This is a genomic window from Parvimonas sp. D9 (assembly GCF_035282565.1).
In the GTDB taxonomy this organism is placed as follows: domain Bacteria; phylum Bacillota; class Clostridia; order Tissierellales; family Peptoniphilaceae; genus Parvimonas; species Parvimonas micra.
The window spans coordinates 75,368-95,223 of record NZ_JAYKBM010000002.1 but is presented as its reverse complement, the minus strand read 5'-3'; the positions used below and the strand labels follow the sequence as shown (position 1 = coordinate 95,223).

13 protein-coding genes are annotated in these 19,856 nt (G+C 27.3%); 10 read left to right on the top strand and 3 right to left on the bottom strand.

The genetic code is table 11. The features are described from left to right. Position 1 precedes the first annotated feature (1 nt). The 3 genes from VJI94_RS02640 (at position 2) to VJI94_RS02630 (ending at position 8,609) form a co-directional block, all read left to right on the top strand. Entirely contained in the window at positions 2-2,056 is a 2,055-nt protein-coding gene (locus tag VJI94_RS02640; RefSeq protein ID WP_040597080.1) for an efflux RND transporter permease subunit, read from the top strand. Positions 2,057-2,070: 14 nt separating this feature from the next. Continuing rightward, positions 2,071-4,401 carry a hypothetical protein gene (locus VJI94_RS02635; RefSeq protein WP_324008231.1) on the top strand — a complete coding sequence of 777 codons (2,331 nt, stop codon included), beginning with the start codon at positions 2,071-2,073 and terminating at the stop codon, positions 4,399-4,401. 365 nt (positions 4,402-4,766) lie between these two features. After that, positions 4,767-8,609 (top strand): leucine-rich repeat domain-containing protein, encoded by a 3,843-nt coding sequence (locus VJI94_RS02630; RefSeq protein ID WP_324008230.1) that lies wholly within the window; start codon positions 4,767-4,769, stop codon positions 8,607-8,609. A gap of 58 nt (positions 8,610-8,667) precedes the next feature. On the opposite strand, the gene VJI94_RS02625 is transcribed toward VJI94_RS02630, so the two are convergent. Beyond that, a complete protein-coding gene (locus tag VJI94_RS02625) occupies positions 8,668-9,057 on the bottom strand; it encodes a hypothetical protein (protein ID WP_324008229.1) in 390 nt (129 codons plus the stop codon). A gap of 136 nt (positions 9,058-9,193) precedes the next feature. On the opposite strand from VJI94_RS02625, the gene VJI94_RS02620 reads away from it, so the two are divergent. The 6 genes from VJI94_RS02620 to VJI94_RS02595 all read left to right on the top strand — a co-directional run bounded on the left by VJI94_RS02620 (position 9,194) and on the right by VJI94_RS02595 (position 15,928). Then, the gene (locus VJI94_RS02620) at positions 9,194-10,411 is read left to right on the top strand and encodes a hypothetical protein (protein ID WP_269755466.1); all 1,218 of its coding nucleotides are present in this window, start codon (positions 9,194-9,196) and stop codon (positions 10,409-10,411) included. 14 nt (positions 10,412-10,425) lie between these two features. Beyond that, positions 10,426-11,067 (top strand): GntR family transcriptional regulator, encoded by a 642-nt coding sequence (locus VJI94_RS02615; protein WP_029948659.1) that lies wholly within the window; start codon positions 10,426-10,428, stop codon positions 11,065-11,067. Between the two features lie 445 nt (positions 11,068-11,512). Further along, a complete protein-coding gene (locus VJI94_RS02610) occupies positions 11,513-11,890 on the top strand; it encodes a GrdX family protein (RefSeq protein ID WP_324008227.1) in 378 nt (125 codons plus the stop codon). Positions 11,891-11,904: 14 nt separating this feature from the next. Further along, positions 11,905-13,191: a glycine/sarcosine/betaine reductase component B subunit gene (locus VJI94_RS02605; RefSeq protein WP_324008226.1), complete on the top strand. Its 1,287-nt coding sequence runs from the start codon at positions 11,905-11,907 to the stop codon at positions 13,189-13,191. Positions 13,192-13,205: 14 nt separating this feature from the next. After that, positions 13,206-14,501, top strand: coding sequence for a glycine/betaine/sarcosine/D-proline family reductase selenoprotein B (locus tag VJI94_RS02600; RefSeq protein WP_324008225.1), 1,296 nt, complete (start codon positions 13,206-13,208; stop codon positions 14,499-14,501). Positions 14,502-14,584: 83 nt separating this feature from the next. Further along, on the top strand, positions 14,585-15,928 hold the full coding sequence (locus VJI94_RS02595; protein WP_269754450.1) for a sodium-dependent transporter: 1,344 nt from the start codon (positions 14,585-14,587) through the stop codon (positions 15,926-15,928). A gap of 112 nt (positions 15,929-16,040) precedes the next feature. On the opposite strand, the gene VJI94_RS02590 is transcribed toward VJI94_RS02595, so the two are convergent. Both VJI94_RS02590 and VJI94_RS02585 read right to left on the bottom strand, forming a co-directional pair. After that, positions 16,041-17,042: an asparaginase gene (locus VJI94_RS02590; RefSeq protein WP_324008224.1), complete on the bottom strand. Its 1,002-nt coding sequence runs from the start codon at positions 17,040-17,042 to the stop codon at positions 16,041-16,043. A gap of 145 nt (positions 17,043-17,187) precedes the next feature. Further along, the gene (locus VJI94_RS02585) at positions 17,188-18,630 is read right to left on the bottom strand and encodes an ABC transporter substrate-binding protein (RefSeq protein ID WP_324008222.1); all 1,443 of its coding nucleotides are present in this window, start codon (positions 18,628-18,630) and stop codon (positions 17,188-17,190) included. Between the two features lie 233 nt (positions 18,631-18,863). Between VJI94_RS02585 and VJI94_RS02580 the strand changes: the two genes are divergently transcribed. Beyond that, positions 18,864-19,838, top strand: coding sequence for a thiamine pyrophosphate-dependent dehydrogenase E1 component subunit alpha (locus VJI94_RS02580; RefSeq protein ID WP_324008221.1), 975 nt, complete (start codon positions 18,864-18,866; stop codon positions 19,836-19,838). Positions 19,839-19,856 lie beyond the last annotated feature (18 nt).

Genomic DNA, 19,856 nt, shown 5'->3' with positions numbered 1-19,856 from the left:
TATGAGAAAATTTACAAAATTTATTTCACACCATCCAAGACTTGTGTTATTAATAATGACAATGTTATTGATTCCGTCAATAATAAGTTACAAAAATACGGGAGTAAATTATAATATTCTTTCATATTTACCTGCTGATTTAAAATCTACTCAAGGACAAAATATTTTAGATAAAGATTTTAAAAATGCAGCTACAGTAATGGTAATTTTAGATGGTAGTGATAGAGATGCTGAAGAGTTAAAAAAAGAAATAATGAAAATAGATGGTGTAGAAGATGTTATTTCAAGAACATCAATAATTGGAGATTCTATTCCCAGTGATTTTTTACCGGATAAAATTAAGAATATTTTTTATTCCAAAGGAAGTACATTGATGATGGTAAAGTTTAATGAACCGGCTTCATCATTCAAAACTATGAATGCTATCGAAAGCATAAGAAATATTCAATCAAATAAAAAATATTTGAGTGGAGTAAGTTCACTAGTCAAAGATACAAAAGATTTAATAGATAAAGAGACTGTTATTTATGTCGGGTTAGCAATTGTTTTAGGCTTGATTATATTGAGTATTACTAATGAATCTACTGTTATTCCTTTTGTGTTTATGTTAACAATAGGATATGCGGTTATTTATAATTTTGGAACTAATATATTTTTGGGAGAGATATCGTATTTAACCAAAGCTATTGCAGCTGTTCTTCAATTAGCGGTAACAATGGATTATTCAATTTTTTTATATCACAGGTATGTTGAAGAAAAGAAAAAAAGAAATAGTCGTAATGAAGCTATGGATAGGGCAATTCAAAATACATTCACTTCCTTATTTTCATCTTCACTTACAACAATTGCCGGATTTTTGGTTTTGATTTTAATGAGATTAACATTAGGAAAAGATATTGGACTTGTAATGGCTAAAGGAGTTCTAATAGGTTTGTTATGTACAGTAATTGTACTTCCACCGATGCTTTTAATTGCGGAAAAAGCTGTAAATAGATATAATCATAAGGTTTTGTTACCTTCATTTAATCGATTAGCTGATTTTGATATTAATAAAAGAAAAATTTTAGCATTAGTATTTATATTGCTTTTTATACCTGCTATTATAGGTTCTAATAATACAAAACTTTATTATAATCTTGATAGATCTTTACCACAAGATTTAGATTCAATTATTTCGCTAAATAAAATGAAAAAAGATTATAATATGGCAAGTACACATTTTATTATTGTTAAAGAAGATTTATCAAACTCAAATTTAACTTCTATGATTGATGAGTTGGAAAAAGTTGATGGAATAAATACTGTACTAAGTACGCACTCAATTACAGGTGTTACTCTACCGGCTGAATTTTTGCCTAGCAAGTTAAGAGATAACTTTGTAAAAGATGGCTATCAAATGATAATGATAAATTCGGAATATCAAACTGCATCGCCTGAAGTTAATAGACAAATAGAAAAAATCAGAAATATTATTTCAAAATATGATGATGAAGGATATCTAACAGGAGAAGCAGTATTGACCGATGATTTGACAGAAGTTTCAGAAAAAGACTTCAAAATGGTAAATATTGCTTCCATAATTACCGTATTTATAATTATAGCAGTTGCATTTAAGTCTATTGGAATACCAATTATCTTAATATCTGCAATAGAATTGGCTATTCAGATTAATATGGCTATTCCTTATTATTTAGGTCAGACTATTCCATTTATCACATCAATAATAATAGGAGTAATTCAATTAGGATCAACTATAGATTATTCAATTTTGATGACTGACAGATTTTTACATGAATATAGAAAGACAAAAGATTTAAATAATTCTTTGAGAGTTTCTGTAAAAGAAACTTCCAAGTCAATAGTAACAAGCGCATTATCTTTTATGGCTGCAACTATTGGGGTAGGACTTTATTCAAAAATGGAAATAGTATCTACAATATGTATGTTTTTAGCCAGAGGAGCTATTATAAGTATGTTAGTAATAATAATTTTATTACCGGCTATATTGAGTGTAACTTTTCCATTTATTAAAAAAACAACAAAAAATTTAGTATAGAGGAGAGGATGACAATGAATAAAAAATTTCAAAAAATTGTAGCATTAAGTTTGCTTTTTTCAATGATTATTGTGAATGTTTCATTTGCACAAGAAAATAATGTAATTAAGAAAAGTGAAACGGTTTATGTAACAGTAGATGGTGATGAAATTAAAGATAAAACTGTATCAGTTTGGTTAAATTCCGATAAAAATATAAAAGTAAAAGATAAATCCAATTTAAAAGAGGTAAAAAATTTAAAAACAGATGAAAAAGTTTTAGGAAAAAATGGATATTTAAACTGGAATGAAGATAAAAAAGATATATATTATCAAGGAAAAACCGATAAAGATTTACCTGTAGAGTTGACTGTAAAATATTATTTGGATAATAAAGAAATTAAAAATTCTGAATTAGAAGGAAAAACCGGACATTTAAAGATAGTCTTAAGTTCTAAAAACAATAGATATGAAACAAAAAATATAAATGGAAAAAACAAAGAAGTATATTCACCATATATCGTGGCAACAGCTATGATTTTTAGTGATGATAAAGTAAGCGATATAAAATCAGATGATGTAAAAATAGTTAAAGATGGTAAAAATCAAATAGTAACATCAATTTTAACTCCCGGATTGAAGCAAAATTTTGAAGATATTTTAAAAGAAAAAGATTTAAAGATATTTAAAGACACAATTTCATTGGAAATGGAAATAAAAAATTACAAACCGATAGAAATCTATTCAGTTATTACAAATGAATTATTCCAAGAAAAGAAAAACATTGATTCACTTGATAAATTAAAGGATGGGATAAAACAATTAGAAGATAATTCACAAAAATTATTTGATGCTTCTGTTAAGTTAACAGAAGGGCAAGACAAATTGAATAATGGAATAGGTCAAATGCAAACAGGAGTAAAAAAACTCTATTCAGGAACAGAAAAATTATCTGATTCAATGAAAACAATTAAGAGTAAATTTGATTCTCTAGAACCAAAAGTTGGAGTAATTCAAAAGTATATTTCTGAAATGTATGAAGGCAGTGTGAAACTATTTAACGGAGTAAATATTTATACAGGAGCTGTAGGTGAAATAAATAAAAATATTGAAAAAATTCAATATGGAGCAATTCAACTTGATAAAGGTTCAAGTGATTTAGATAATGGAGTTGGGAAGTTAAAATATGCTACTGAAAAGATGAAAGTTGGAACTAAAAAACTTGATAATATAATTGCTCAAAAAGATGAATTATTAAACAAATCATCACAATTATCTCAAGGGTTGACTAATTTGGGAAATAGCTATGGAACATTACTCTCAGGCATCGAACAAATTTCAAAAAAATCTACTGAATTAAAAAATTCAACTCAAGAATTTAATAGTAAACTTCATCAAGTTGAAAATTCAATAAAAAACTTAAATTCTAATATTTCTTTAGAAAATGATATTAAAAATTTAGAAGCAAAAGCTAATAATATTCAAAAAGTCATTGATGATTTATCAAACAAAAATAAAGATGGAAGTTTGACATCTGAAATATCTATTTTAAATAAAACAAAAAATGATTTGTTAAATGAATCAAGAACTCTAAAAGCAAAGCAATCAGGATTGACTAAATTAAATACCCTAACTCAAGCTATATCAGAATTAGCAAATGGTTCAGATAAATTATTGAAGGGGAATACTGATTTATCAAATGCTTTATCAAATGTTTATACAAAGATGAATGAGACAAAATCACAATTGGAAAAATCTTCTTTAGAATTAAACAAAGGACTTTCAAAAATAACAGAAAGTTTGAAAAGTGATGATTTAAAAGTTTTAAAATCTTCAATAAAACAACTCGATGGAGCAACAGGAAAAATCAAAAATGGAACCGAAAGTTTGAAATCAGCTACTAATCAAAATAAAGTTGCTATGGGAATGTTACAATCAGCAATGAGTAAATTAGATGAAAATTCCGATTCTTTAAAAAACGGTTCAGGACAATTATCTAAAGGATTGAGAGAATTTAAAAGCCAATCCGGAATTTTAAATTCATTATCTCAAGTCAAAGAAAAAGCTGTTATCCCATTTTCAAATGCTATTAATTCAATTAATGAAGGACTTAAAAAAATGGATTCAAGCACTGACCAATTAAAAGAAGGTAGCGACAAGTTGACTTCATCACAAAAAGAATTTAGTTCAAAATTAGGAGAATTCAAGCAAAAGGGAATTGATGAATTAGAAAATAAAACAAAAAAAGTAAATGAATTTAAAGATATTTTAGATATAATGCTTTCTATGTCAAAACAAGATGCTTCATTTAGTGGAACAGATGAGAACTTTGACACAAAATCTAGAATTATAGAAAAAATAAAATAAAAAATAGTTAAAAAACACCTACATTAAAATGGATTAGGGGTTTTTGTGTGTAATAATACTCTAAATATTTTTCAAATTATTCGAATTTAAAATAGAATTAAATAATAAATTGTAATATTTTTATTAAATACTTTTATAATTTTAAATGTAATTGAAAAAAATGTATTAATAGCTACATACTTTTTAAATTAATATATTTTAATAATTATAGGTAAAAGTTCTATTTTTATGACTTGTATTTTGTTTTAAAAAAAGAAAACATAATATTAATTATATTATAAAAACTTATAATATAAAACTGTTAAGATTATACATTGACAAAGAATATTTACTATGATAAAATTCCTTTTAAGGAGGATATTAAAATGAAAATTAAAAAACTTTTATCTTATGTAGCATTACTTTCAATTTTGTTGACTGTAATGCCTATTAGCAGTTTTGCTAATGAACCTGTTTCGGTTGTTAGAAATTATACTGACGAAAGTAAATTTGTGTTTGATGAAAATACAAATACAATTACTAAATTCACAGGTGATGAAACTGAAGTAATCACCCCTGCAAAAATTAATGGTGTAGATGTTAAAGCCATTGGTAAAGTGGCTTTTAAAGGGAAAAAAATAAAGTCAGTTGTTTTAAATGAGGGAATGGAAATTATAGGTAATGGTGCTTTTGCAGGTGTTACAACTTTAGAAAAAATAAATTTCCCATCAACTTTAAAGAAAATTGATGATATGGCTTTTGTAAAAACATCATTGAAAGAATTGAAATTAAATGAAGGTTTGCAAGTAATAGGTAAAAGAGCATTTTCGAATTGTTCTTCTTTACAAAAAATTAATCTTCCTAATTCTTTGACTAAAATTTCAGATAATGCCTTTGAAAAATGTAAAATCTCTAATGATATTGTATTTGGAGAAAATTTAGGACATGTAGGACATAAAGTTTTTTCCGGTAATGGTAATGATATAAATATTAGTATTTCAAAGAATGGAAATAAATTATTCCTACACGATGAACTATTCTTGAAAAATCAAAATGAGTTAAATATTCCTCACGGAAGAGAAATTATGCTTTTTGTAAGAGCTTTTTGTGATGGATCTTGTAGTAGTTCTAGAAAAATAACTTTAGATTGCGGAGAAATAAAAGTTAATGAAAGTGACTCTAAAGAAGAAATAATTAAAAAATTAAAAGATAAAATTAAACTTACATCTGGATTTGTAAAAATAGGTGGTGCAAGTGATGGTTCTTTGGATGAGTATTTTGAAACAGAAATAAATTATGATGTCAATGAAAGCATATCTGATGGTTCAATTATTTCAGGCAAATTCAAAAAGTTTAAAGATGGAGCTTATGTAAAAGCAAATCAAAACAAAGAATTAATAGAATCTGTATTGGATAGATACGAAATAAAGGTAAAAGTTAAAGTTATTTCTAATAATAAAGAATTTAATGCTGAAGACTTTAATTATGAAGATGTAAAAAGTAAAATAATTTCAAAAAGAAGGTACTTTGGAATTTCAGGCTTTTCAGAAAAAGGTCTTGAAAAATTAAAGACGAATAAAGATTTGGTAATTCCTAAAACTGTTATAATTAAAGAAAATGGTGCTGATGTTGAGAAGAGAATAGAAGGTATTTGTTCTAAGGCGTTTGAAAATAAAGAACTTAATTCAGTTAAGATAAATATTTCAGAAGGATACAATGAATACATAATCGATACAGGAGCTTTTCAAAAGAATAATTTAAAAGAGTTTGAAATTCCTGATGGTGTTAAATTTATAGAATCCTATGCTTTTAAGAATAATAAAATTAAGAAACTTTATATTCCACAAACTGTTGTAAAAGTTGGAAATGAAAGCTTTGCGTATAATGAGATTGAAGAGCTTAAAGTTTCAGATAGTGTTTCTCTATTTCAATTCGACTCTTTCAGTTTTGCACACAATAAAATTAAAGAGGTAGATTTGCCATTTAGTATATTTAAACTTCTTCAAAATGTATTTGTTGAAAATACCGGAAATGAAGACGGAAAAGTCATTTTATACACAAGAAATAAAAAACATTTGGAAACTTCTACTTACATCAATCCACATAGTGATTATCATAGATTTGTTTTAGTTGGTAAAGATGTTAACCGTAATAGACTTCAAAAAATACTTGAAATAGCTAAAGAGTTGGATAAATCGGACTATGAAGCTACAAGTTTTGAAAAATTAGAAAATATTTATTCAGAAGCGAAAGCTATTATGTTAAATCATAATTCAACACAAAAAGATATTGATGAAATAACAAAAAGTTTAAGTAAAGCAATCGAAAATTTGGTTCCAAATGGTGCAAATAAAAAGGCATTAATAAAAAATATTTCAAGATTAAGTAATATTAATAAAATTCTATATACAGAAGACTCATATAATAAGTTTATAGAAGAACTTGAAAAAGCAAAGCTTGTAGTAAAAGATGCTTCAGCTAAACAAGATGATATTGATAAAGCACTATTGGAGTTATTAAAAGCGGAAGGAAAACTTGTTTTAAGTGAAGAAGCAAAATATAATAAGAATGATTTTATTTTTGAAGGAACTAAGATAGTTGGTTTTTCAGAGCTTGGTAAGGAAAAATCAGAATACAATAAAAATTTAGTTATTCCTAATCAAAACAAAAATGGAGAGGCTATAACGGAAATTGGCGACAATGCTTTTGAATATACAGGAGAGTATGAATATACAACAGATACCGGAGAATCTTTAAATGGTCTTTTAAGTGTTGAAATTCCAAAAACAGTAAAGAAAATAGGTAAAAGTGCTTTTCAAAAGAATAAGTTAAAGGAAGTTATCTTGCCTGAAGGATTGGAAGAAATAGGAACTCTTGCATTTAATGGTAATGAATTGATAAGCATTGAAATACCGGATTCAGTTGTTAAAATGGGAGAGGGAACTTTTTCATTAAATAATATTTCTTATGCAAAACTTTCAAAAAATATGAAAACTGTACCAAATGGTATTTTTTCAAGAAATCTTAATTTGAAAAACATAGATATTCCTGATGGTGTAGAAACAATAGGGCAATCTGCCTTTTCTGGTTGTCCATTGGAAAGCATAAATATTCCAAATACTGTAAAAGCAATAGGAAGATATGCCTTTTTATCACATAGAATTACAACTCTTGAAATACCATCATCAGTTGAAACTATTGAAGATCAAGCTTTTGCTTCAAATAAAAAATTCAGATATTTAAAAAAGTTGATATTAAATGAGGGACTCAAAACAATAGGAAAAGACGCATTCAAAAGTTGTCTAATTGAAGAAGTTGTTATTCCATCAAGTCTAACATTTTTAGACAAGAATGCTTTTAATGACAATATGGATAGTGAAAAAAATGTTATTAAAGTTAAAGTTTACACTTATAATAAAGAACATCTAAAATTTGAACAAAGCAAACATCATAAAATTATATTAAAAAACATAGAACTTGAAAATTTAAAAACGGAAATAGAAAAAGCAAAAACTATTAAGAATACTGATAAATATATTTATTCAGAGGAAAATATAAAATCAGATTTTGATAAAATTCTTAAGGATTGTGAAGAGGCTTTAAATAATCCTATAAGTCAAAAAAATATTGACAGTTTAACAAAAGCTTTAAGTGAAAGTTTGTCAAAATTAAATGGTGTTAAACCGTCTAATCCTGAAGAAAAACCTGAAGATGACTTGATTACAACATTAACTGATCCAAAAACTAATATTTCAGTTTCAGGGAAAAGATTATCAGACTTTATACTTGTTGTTGAAAAAATAAATGGAGAAGACTTCTTAGCATTTAAAGGTAAAGATGTTTCAATCTTTGACATCTCATTTGTAAATAAGATAACTAATGAAAAAGTTAAAATTAAAGATGGTGATTATACAGTTTCAATTCCTGGAGAAAAAGGTAAAACAGTAAATAAGGTTTACTATATTGACAAAAAAGGAAATCTGGAAGAAAAAACTTTTACTCAAAATGAAAAATCTATAATATTTAAAACAGGACATTTTTCAATGTATGCAGTTGAGTATAAAAAAGGAAATAATGAAAAAGATAAAATAATAGATAAGGATAAAGTTATAGATAAAAATAAAACAAATAAAAAATTACCAAAAACAAATATCTCCAGTAATTCGATATTAGTTCCGACTTTGTTAGGAATAGCGAGTATAATAATAAAAAAGAAAAAATATAAGTAATTAAAAGAAAAAATCTAATCTATTTTGTGTAGATTAGGTTTTTTATATAAAATTTATTCTAGCTTTTTTTAATTTCTTCATGTTTGCAATGTGGACAAATTACTTTTATCTTTCCTTTTCCTCTTGGAATTCTAAGCTCTTGTTTGCAGTTTTTACACTTAAAATATATATAATTTTTTCTGTCTTTAGATGCGAATTTTAAAAGTCTAGAATATATTGGAGAAATTAGATTAAAAAATTTTAATTGTTCCATTGCTCTTTTTCTTTTGTTTTTTGAAAATGCTCTAAAAAGTGCAATAAAAATTAAAATTACAGAAGTTATTGTTAAAATATTGCTTCTTCTAAATAGATTTATAATTGAAAATCCAATTGCAAAGTAGAAGATAATATTATTTAAAATGTCTCCGTCATATCTATCTTTCATAAAATTTAAAAATTTTTGTTTCATAACATTCTCTCCTTAATAAAATTATACGAACTAGTTTAATTATACCACAAAAAATACTCCTATCAACAGTTTGATATTGTTTGTAATTTGTGATAAAATAAATGTTATGATGTGATTGAATATGTAGAGGTGTCTTATGGAAAATTTTGGAATAAGTGTTAAATTTCAATACGATATAGATGATTTTTTAGAAAAAATTGATGAATTTGCAGAAAATGGTAATTATGGATTTTCACTTGAAGAAATGGATGGTTTGATGATTCTAAACTTTGAAATTCTTCCTTATCTTTCATTGAATTTTAAAATTGATGAAGAAATAGAAATGAAAACTGAAACTTGCTATTATGGAGTAGGTTATCATATTTTAGTTGTAGATTTTATCAACGAACTCTTTTCATTTTTAGGTTGTAAGTTTGAAATTAAAGATGATACAGGATTTTATAAAGATGGTAATTTTGAAAGACTTAAAGAAATGTATGATCTTTGGTTTAAAAATAGAGTAGAGCTTATTTTAAACAATAGAGATAATATTAGAATTAAGTCCATATTTATGGATAACAAAAAAATTTTTCCTGTAACTATAGAAGATTATATTTGTACTTATATGGGCGTAATTTCTTTAACAGAGTTTGAAAACTTGTATACAAATGATATTGAAGCTATTAAAAAGAGAATTTTCTTGTTTAATGAAAAAGTATTAGATCCTTATTCTGATGAAAATTATTTGCTTTACCATGTTTGGAATAACTTGAAAGATTTGACATTAGTTGACGATTTTGATGAAAGATTGTCTATGGTTATGTTTATGTTTGAAAATTTAATCGAAAATAATGTACAAATACATTTACCACAAAAATATTCCAGAGAAATATATAAATATTTAGGGGTAAATAAATTTTCAGCATCAAATTTTGCATATAGGAAAGTTAGATACGAAGTTGGGTATCATTTTTACGATAAGTTTTTAAAAGATTTAGATTTTTCTTTGAAAATACCAAGCTGGTTTGAGTACAATGGTAAAATTAAAGGCTATTTAACAACTGATAATGCTATATTTTTAAATGAATATGAAAGTTCAGATGGCTTTAATTTTGATGAAAAATATTTATCGGAAAAAAGTTCAGATAATTTTAAAATTTTGATTTTTGATACAATTAACAAAAACAAATTCTTTTTAGGTTTTGAAAACTTGGATGATGAATATGGCTATGTTTCAATACAAGAACAAAATAATATGAATTGTGAAGAAACAAATTGTCAGATTGTTGATTTAAAAAGAAATAAAATGTATGAAATTTGTGTTTTAGGAACGGAATCAACGGAAATAATAAAACATATGATTGAGTTAATGTAGGAGATAGATGTTTTATGAATAAAAGAGGTAGAACAAAGGAAGATATTTTTAATGTTTTAAAAGATAGAATTGTAACTTTACAATATGAACCCGGAAAAATTTTGAACGAAATTGAATTATCGGAAGAGTTTGGAGTTAGTAGGACCCCAATTAGAACTGTATTTCAACAACTAGAATCTATAAAGTTGGTTGATATTGTTCCAAGATACGGAGTTCAAGTTGCAACATTGAATTTTTTAAATATAAAATCACTGTTTGAAGTTACAAAAGTTTTGGATCCGCTTGCTACAAAACTTGCAGTTTCAAAATTAACAGATGAAGACATAAAACAGCTTAAAGAAATAGTTTCAACTTTAGAAACTTATGATACAACAAAAAATTACCAAGAGGCAATTTTACTTGATGAAAAATTTCATAAAATAGTTACAAAATCTTGTGCCAATCCTTGGTTGATAGATATATTAACAGATTTACATTGTCAAACAGAAAGACTGTGGCATTATTGTGATATATATTTTAGTGATATGGAAATTTTTACAAGAACATTTAAAAAGATTGTGGAAGCATTTGAAAACAAAGATGAAGAAATGGCTGAAAAATATGCAAGAGAACATATTGAGGATTTTGTAGAAAAAATAAAATCGGCATTATTATAAGATAGAGAATGAGTGATTAGATTGACTAATCACTTTTTTTATTGTGAAACAACAAGATTCCCGGGAACCCACCCGATGCAAAGCATAGCTGAAGGGTGGAATTATATTTAAGAACAATAAATTTTAAATTTTATTAATTATTTCGACACAAGATATGGTTAGGTGAAATTATTTTTATAGCGATGAACAAATTTTATTGTTAAAAAAATAAATAATAAATTTATTAATAGATAAATTTTATTAATTATTACATTTCTGCAATCTTTATTTATGAAAAAATGGATTTTCATAAAATTTTTTAATGTTTTATAAGTGCCTCAAATTTTAAAATTTTTTTAAATAACTATCTAAAATAAACATTTTCAACAAATAAAAAACTTATAAAATACTTTTGAAATACTAAAAATAATATATTATAATACAATTAACAAAGGAAGTGATTTGTTTGAGTTTAAAAATTGTATCTAATAATTCTTTAGTAAAAGAAAAATTTGATTGTGTTGAATTTGTTGATGGTAATTATATTGATGTTTTAACCACTGCAAGAGATTTAATACATAAAGGATGCTCTCTGGTAAGTCATCCTTTGCCTGCTAGTATCAGAATGGTTTTTTCATCTGTTAGGAGTATTGTAATTGAAGATGAAAACTGTTTTGATGAAAATAGTGTGTTGATTATTGAAGAATCGATTGATAAATATAATCTAATAATGAAAAATAGAAATATTGATTTTAAAAATGTTAGAGATTATGAGTTAGTTGATTTAATGCTGGTTGAAAGTGCATTGGAAGAATACAAAGCACTCAACAATTTGAAAAAATAAGTGGAGGTGGTATTTTGAAACTTCAAGTGAACAGAATCTTCATTAAAGATTTGGCATTTGGTGAAGAAACTAAAGTTGAAAATCATACTTTATTTATTAACAAGGAAAGAATTGTTAATGAATTAAAGAAGGAACCGGGAGTTAAAGATATTGATATTGATTTTGCAAAACCGGGAGAAAAGACAAGAATTATACCTGTAAAGGACGTTATTGAACCTAGAGTAAAGATTAAAGGTGCTAAAGGATTTGCAGGAGTTACAACAGATGTTGCACAATTAGGAGAAGGTATTGTTAATGTGCTTTATGGAGCAGCGGTTGTTACAATTGGAGATATTGTAGGTTTTCAAGAAGGTGTTATTGATATGTGGGGAGAAGGAGCAAAATGGACTCCGTTTTCCAAAACATATAATATCGTAGTAGATATCAAAGTTGTTGAAGGATTACATCCACATGAACATGAAGAAGTAGTTAGACTTGTTGGACTTAAGGCAAGTGAATTAATCGGTGAAGCAGGAAGAAATGCTAAGATTGATGAAACTGTTGAGTACGGCATAGGCGACAACGATGAAGAAACTAAGAAGTATCCTAATTTACCAAAAGTTGTTTATGTTGAAATGTTGATTTCACAAGGATTGCTTCATGATGGATATATCTATGGAACATGTACAAGACAAACACTTCCTACATTAATTCATCCAAATGAAGAATTAGATGGAGCTGTAATAAGTGGAAACTGTGTTGCTGCATGTGATAAAATTACTACTTACCAACATCAAAACAATGCTTGTATTTTAGATTTATACAGCAGACATGGAAAAGATATTAACTTTGTAGGTGTTGTTCTAACTCCGGAACTTACAACTTTAGCAGGAAAATTCAGATGTTGTGATTATACTGCTAAACTTTGTAAACTATTAGGAGCTAATGGTGTAATAGTAAGTGAAGAAGGTTACGGAAACCCAGACTCAGACTTAGTAATGATTTGTACAAGACTTGAAAAACAAGGTATCAAAACTGTTCTTGTAACAGATGAATGTTCAGGTTGGGATGGAATGAGTCAACCATTAACAGATACATCAAAAGAATCAGTTGCTGTTGTTTCAACAGGTAATGTAAGCCATGTTGTTCATTTAGAAAAAGCTGATAAAGTATTAGGAGATTCAGAAGCTATTGCTAATTTAGCAGGTGGTTGGGATGGAGCTTATAATCCTGAAACTGGAACTCTTGAATGTGAATTGAATGCCGTTATAGGAGCTACTTCCGAAATAGGTTATCACAATGCAACTGTTGAATTATACTAAGAGGGGTGAGAGTTTTGAGTAAAAAAGTATTATATTATATCAACCAATTTTTTGGACAAATTGGTGGAGAAGAAATGGCTCATGTAGCTCCAACTTTTGATGAAAAAGCAGTTGGACCTGCAATGGGTTTTGAAAGAAGTTTAGGACAAGACGCAAAAGTTGTTGGAACAATTATTTGTGGTGATAACTTCTTTAATGAAAATTTAGACGAATCTTTAAAATTTATAAAAGAAGTAATGGATAAAGTTAATCCTGACATTGTTGTAGCAGGGCCTGCATTTAATGCTGGAAGATATGGTATGGCTTGTGCTGGAGTTGCAAAATTTGTAACTGAAAACTATAATATTCCAGTTGTTACAGGAATGTATGAAGAAAATCCAGGACTTGACGCTTGTAAGTCAATAGCTTATGTAGTGCCTACAGGTAATGTTGCAAGTTCAATGGGAAAAGCTCTACCAGTTATGGCAAAGTTAACTTTGAAATTATTAAAAGGTGAAGTAGTTAAACCTTTAGTTGACGGATATTTTGCTCAAGGTAAGAGGCTTACTGTATTATCAGAAAAAATTGGTGCTATCAGAGCAACTGAGATGTTGATGAAGAGATTAAGAGGTGAAGAATTTGAAACAGAACTTCCAATGCCGGTATTTGATAAGGTTGAACCTGCAAAAGCAATTGTAGACTTATCAAAGGCAACTATTGCTGTTGTTACAAGCGGTGGTATTGTTCCGTTGGGAAATCCTGATAAAATTCAATCAGCATCTGCCCAAAAGTGGGGTAAATATGACATTTCTGCTTTAAACGAATTGGGAAAAGATTATTGTACAATACATGGTGGTTATGATCCTGTTTATGCAAATGAAAAGCCTGATAGAGTAGCACCTGTAGATATTCTTAAGGAAATGGAAAAAGAAGGGAAAATTGGAAAAGTTTATAAGTATTTCTATACTACTACCGGAACCGGTACAGCAGTTGGAAATTCTATAAAATTTGGCGTTGAAATTGGTAAGGAGTTAAAAGAAGCCGGAGTTGACGGCGTTATATTAACTTCTACTTGAGGTACTTGTACACGTTGCGGAGCAACGATAGTAAAAGAAATCGAAAGATATGGAATACCGATTGTTCACATGGCTACAATAGTTACAATTTCAAAATCTGTTGGAGCTAACAGGATAGTACCTACAGTTGCAATTCCATATCCGGTTGGAAATGCAAGTTTAGAAAAAGACAAAGAATATGCAGTTAGAAAAGATTTAGTTGAAAGAGCAGTTGACTCTTTAGCAACAACTATAGAAGAAGCAACATTTTTCTAAAGAAAAATTTGTAATAAAATACATTCCACTTACAACTTGATGTAAGTGGAATGTTGGCCTAAAATTTATAGGAGGATAAATTTATGGAAGAAAATAGAAGTAATTGGAATAGTAGATTTGGTTATATAATGGCTGCAGCCGGATTTTCAATAGGTCTTGGAAATGTTTGGAGATTTCCTTATCTAGTCGGAACAAATGGCGGAGGAGCGTTCGTATTGATTTACTTAGCTATCTGTATAGTGATAGGCATTCCTTTATTCTATATGGAAGTTACATTAGGTAGAAAAGCTATGGCAAGTCCGATAGTAGGGATGAGAAAATTAACTAAGAAGGGAAGTCCTTGGGTAAGTTTCGGTTGGCTCGGTGTATTAAGTGCATTTTTTATTCTAACTTATTATATAAATATCATGGGTTGGATAATGGCATATATTGTTAAAATGCTTACAGGAGCTATGAAGGGTTTTACAGCTGAACAATTTACTGCTAATTTTAATGATTTGATGGCAAATCCTACTCAACTTATAATGTGGACTTTAATTTGTACTGTTATAATTGGAGTAATAGCAGCTAAAAATTTAAACTCAGGTCTTGAAAAAGCTTGTAAATTTATGATGCCTGCATTATTTATTATGTTAATCATAGTAGTTATAAGATCCGTAACTTTACCGGGAGCAGGAGAAGGTATTAAGTGGTATTTAAATGTTGATTTTTCAAAAGTAACTTCTCAAACATTCCTTACTGCGCTAGGACAATGCTTCTTCTCAGTTGGTATAGCAAGTGGTGGAGCTTTTGTATATGGTTCATATTTAAAGAAAGATTCTAATATTCCAGAAGATGGATTAATGGTTGTTGGTTTTGATACATTAGCAGCATTAATAGCCGGCTTTGCAACATTTCCAGCAGTATTTGCATTAGGATTGAAACCAGATTCAGGATCTAACTTATTATTTGTTACAATGTCAAATGTATTTATGCATATGCCATTTGGTCAAATATTTGGATTTATGTTCTTCTTGTTAATGTTTTTTGCAGCATTGTCAAGCGCTTTAGGATATTTGGAACCAATTAGTTCTTCATTCTCGGATATGTTAAAATTATCAAGAGCAAAAGGTACAATTTGTGCTTTGACATCTATTTTTGTAGTTGGACTCTTCACAATATTTGGATTAAATATAATGAGTGGAGTTAAAATTATAGGAAAAAATTTATTTGACTTTGCAGATTATTTGTCAGGAAATATCATGATGCCACTTGGTGCAATAGCATTAATACTATATGTATTAATCGTTTGGAAATTTGATAACTTTAGAGAAGAAGTTAATGCTGGTGCAAAGGGTCTTAAAGTTCCTGCATTTTTTAAACCTATAGCTTATTTGTTACCTATAGCATTAATAATTATATTTGTTACCGGACTTGGAATATTTTAACTAAGAACTTGAAATATATTAATTTAATACACAACTCACCTATAAAATTTATAAAAACTCAGGCTGTTTTATTGCCTGAGTTTTTTGTGATTTTATGAATTTATAACTTTTTTTAATTTTCACTAAATATCATATCATTATTTATTTTTGTATAGAATAATTTTTTTACTGTTTCAAAATCATTATCGAAATTTCCCAGAATCCACATTATTTTTGTAACTGTTGCTTCTGTAGTCATATTATGAGATTCTAAATAGGATATTGAGCTTATTCTCTTTCCAACTTCGTAAACTCCAACATCAGAACCTTCTTGTGGTACTTGAGTTGTCATTATTATAGTTTTTTGATTATTGTATTTTGAAATTAGTTTCTTTAGTTCTGTTTCTATTGTTTTTGGAATTCCGCCAACACCAAAGCTTTCAATTATTATTGCATCATAGTTTTTGAAAATTTCAGGTAGAATTTTAGCAGTCATTGAAGGAATTAGTTTTAACACAAAAACATTAGTATTTAATGAGTCATAAAACTTAACTTCTTTATCTTCATCTTCATTATTTATATATCTATAAATTTTTTCATCTTGAATAATTGCTAGGAACGGAAAGTTTACAGATGAAAATGCATCGAAGCTTTTAGTCCTTTCTTTTCTTGCTCTTGTTCCAGCTATAACTTTTCCATCAAATACAATGCTGATACCTTTTGAACTATTTTTTGAGGCATATAAAAGGCTATTTAATAAATTATTTTTTGCATCTGTTATATGCATATCTATTGACTTTTGAGAACCAGTTAAAACAATAGGTTTTTGACTATTTTGTATTAAATATGATAGAGCTGAAGCTGTATATGCCATAGTATCAGTTCCATGAGTTATAACAAAACCGTCATATTTTTCATAATTATTCTTTATTTCATCTTTTATTTTTAGCCAATGTTCGGGTTGCATATCTGTTGAGTCCACATTTAATAGATTTACTGTGTCTATTTCAAAATCAAGTTTTGTAAAATTTAGATATTCAAGCAATTTTTTTGAATTGATTTTTGGTGTCAAACCTTCATCAGTAGGCATCGATGCTATTGTTCCTCCTGTTGAAATTAATAAAATTTTTTTCATAATCTAAACTCCTATATTTATAATTTTTACATCCGCTATATTATATCACAAAATATTAATAATAAAATACAAATTTTTCTCATAAAACAACAAGATTTTTGAGAGCTCATCTGATGGGAGGCATCATTGAAGGATGAGATTCTTATTATTGTTTTAATAAATTTTTTATCAACATTAGTCCGTTCGGACTTACATATAACCCTTGAATATTATTGTGAACAAGTACTGAAAATGAACGTTTATATAATGGAAAAATAAGATTTTCTTTCTGTATATCTTCAATTGAAGTATACATTTTTGAAAAATCATCATTTTGTAAATAGTGATTTATATAATATTTAATATCCATTTCATCAGTCGTTCCCATATTAAATATCGAATGTGTTATTTCAGAATTTCCTTCACTTTTAATACTTACTTTTATCTTATATTTATCAATCCACTCTTTTGACAGAGATGCTAAAATTCTTTCAGATAACTTTGTTCCATTATGTTTTAAAGTTAGAATTTCATTTTGTAAATTTGAAGATTTTAAGATTTCATCGACTTCATTTTTTAATTTTGTAATTTGTTCTGAAACTAACTTTTCCTTTTGCACAATAGGTACTGAATTATTATACAAAACGAATTCTGCTAAAAATTTAGGATCTATTAATTTTTCCAAGTTTTTTCTTAAAGTATCATTTTTTAAGATTTTACTATTTTTATCTAATTTTAAAAATTCAAAAACATTAGTTTTAAAGTTTAGCAGTTCCGGCTTTTTGCTGGAATCAAGGCGTCTTTCATAAGGAATTTCATAAAATGGAAGACCGAAAAAGTCAATTTGTTTTAAATCGAAAAGTTGATAAGCCAATATATCATTTTCAACTAATTTCAAAGTTACTTTTTTAATTTTTGTATTTACATTATCCCAATAATTTTCATTTTGTTCTAAAATTATTTCTTCATCGGTATAGCTTTTTAATTTAAAAGCACTATTTGTTATAAGATTTTCTTTATCTATATTACTGTCCTTTTTTGTTGGAAACATAAATACATTAGAAAGAATTTCATCAAAGTTTTTAACAGCATACTCCATATTGACTTCTATGGTATTTTTATCCGTGATCTTAATTCCCTTAAATTCATTTGGCTTTATTTTTCCATCATATAGTTTTTTTGCATCTTTTATAAAAAATAGTTTGAAAGCATTTGGATTTTTATTTGCATTATTTAAGATACTAATCCAAGATTGTACATAATCTTCAGCAGTAATATTTGAACCATCAGACCACTTTAAATTATCTCTAAGTTTAATTGTCCATTTTTTAAAATCTTCACTTTTTTCTATACTTTCTGCTTGATTTAAGGCGATTTTTCCATGTGAAGAGTATTCGGTAAGACCTTCAAAAAGTTGAGACATAACTGAGTCGTTATTTAAACTATTTGATAGTTTTGGATCCAAATTATATTCTTGCTTTTTTATAGCCGTTATTATTTCTGTATTTGATGTGTTTGAAGCATTTTTTTGTTTTTCTTTTTTATTGTTTGAACATGAAACTAATAGAAATACCATTAATATTAAAAATATTTTTGAAAATTTTTTCATAATATTCTCCTTAAAATTTATATAACAAATATATTCTATCATAATTTTATAAAAAATGAAATAATTACAAAAAAGTAATAAAAAAATAAAAGTTATAGTGATTTAAATCACAATTATTAAATTTCTAAAAATTTATTGTTAAAAAATTAAATAAGTTTTGATATATCTTATTAATATGAGGTAAATACATAATACAAAATAATAATTTTGATATTTAATTTTGGAGGTTTATTGTGAGTAGTTCAAAAAAATTAACAAAAAAAGAACTTTTGGAAATGTATGAAAAAATGTTGCTTATAAGACATTTTGATATGGAACTTAGCAAATTATATTCAAGAGGCTTTATTCATGGAATGACACATTATTCTGTTGGAGAAGAAGCTGCGAATGTAGGAGCCATTTATCCTATGAGAAAAGAAGATTTAATGTATTCAAATCATAGAGGACATGGTCAGACAATTACAAAAGGTATTGATATAAAAAAAATGATGGCAGAAATTTTAGGAAAATCTACTGGTCAATGTAAAGGTCGTGGAGGTAGTATGCACCTTTACAATTTGGAAGTAAACAATATGGGTTGTAACGGTATTGTTGGCGGTGGACATGGCTTAAGCACAGGTGCAGCGCTTGCTCAAAAAATGAAAAAGACAGACAATGTTGTTGTTTGCTGTATGGGTGAAAGCGCTACAAATGAAGGAAGTTTTCATGAATGTTTAAATATGGCATCAATTTGGAAATTGCCTTTAATATTTTATGTAATCAATAATAAATATGGAATTTCAATGTCTCAACAAAGATCAATGACAGTTGAAAGAGTTGTCGATAGAGCTGATGCTTATAAAGTAAAATCAATTTATGTTGAAGATGGAAATAATGTTTTAGATGTCTACGATGCTATGAGTGAAGCACTTGATTATGCTAGAGAAGGTAATGGACCGGTTTTAGTTGAAGCGAAAAGCTATAGATGGTTTGGACATTCTGCATCAGATGCTGGAAAATATAGAGATAAAAAAGAAGTTGATGAATGGAAAGCAAAAGATCCAAATGTTGCATATAAAAAATATTTAATTGAAAATAAAATTACAACTGAAACTGAACTTGATGATATAGAAGAAAGTGTAAAGAAAGTAATCACCGATGCAATAACTTTTGCTAAAGAATCACCTTTAGCAGATGAAAAAGAGGCATGTACAGACAATTATGCTTAATATTAATTAATAGGAGAA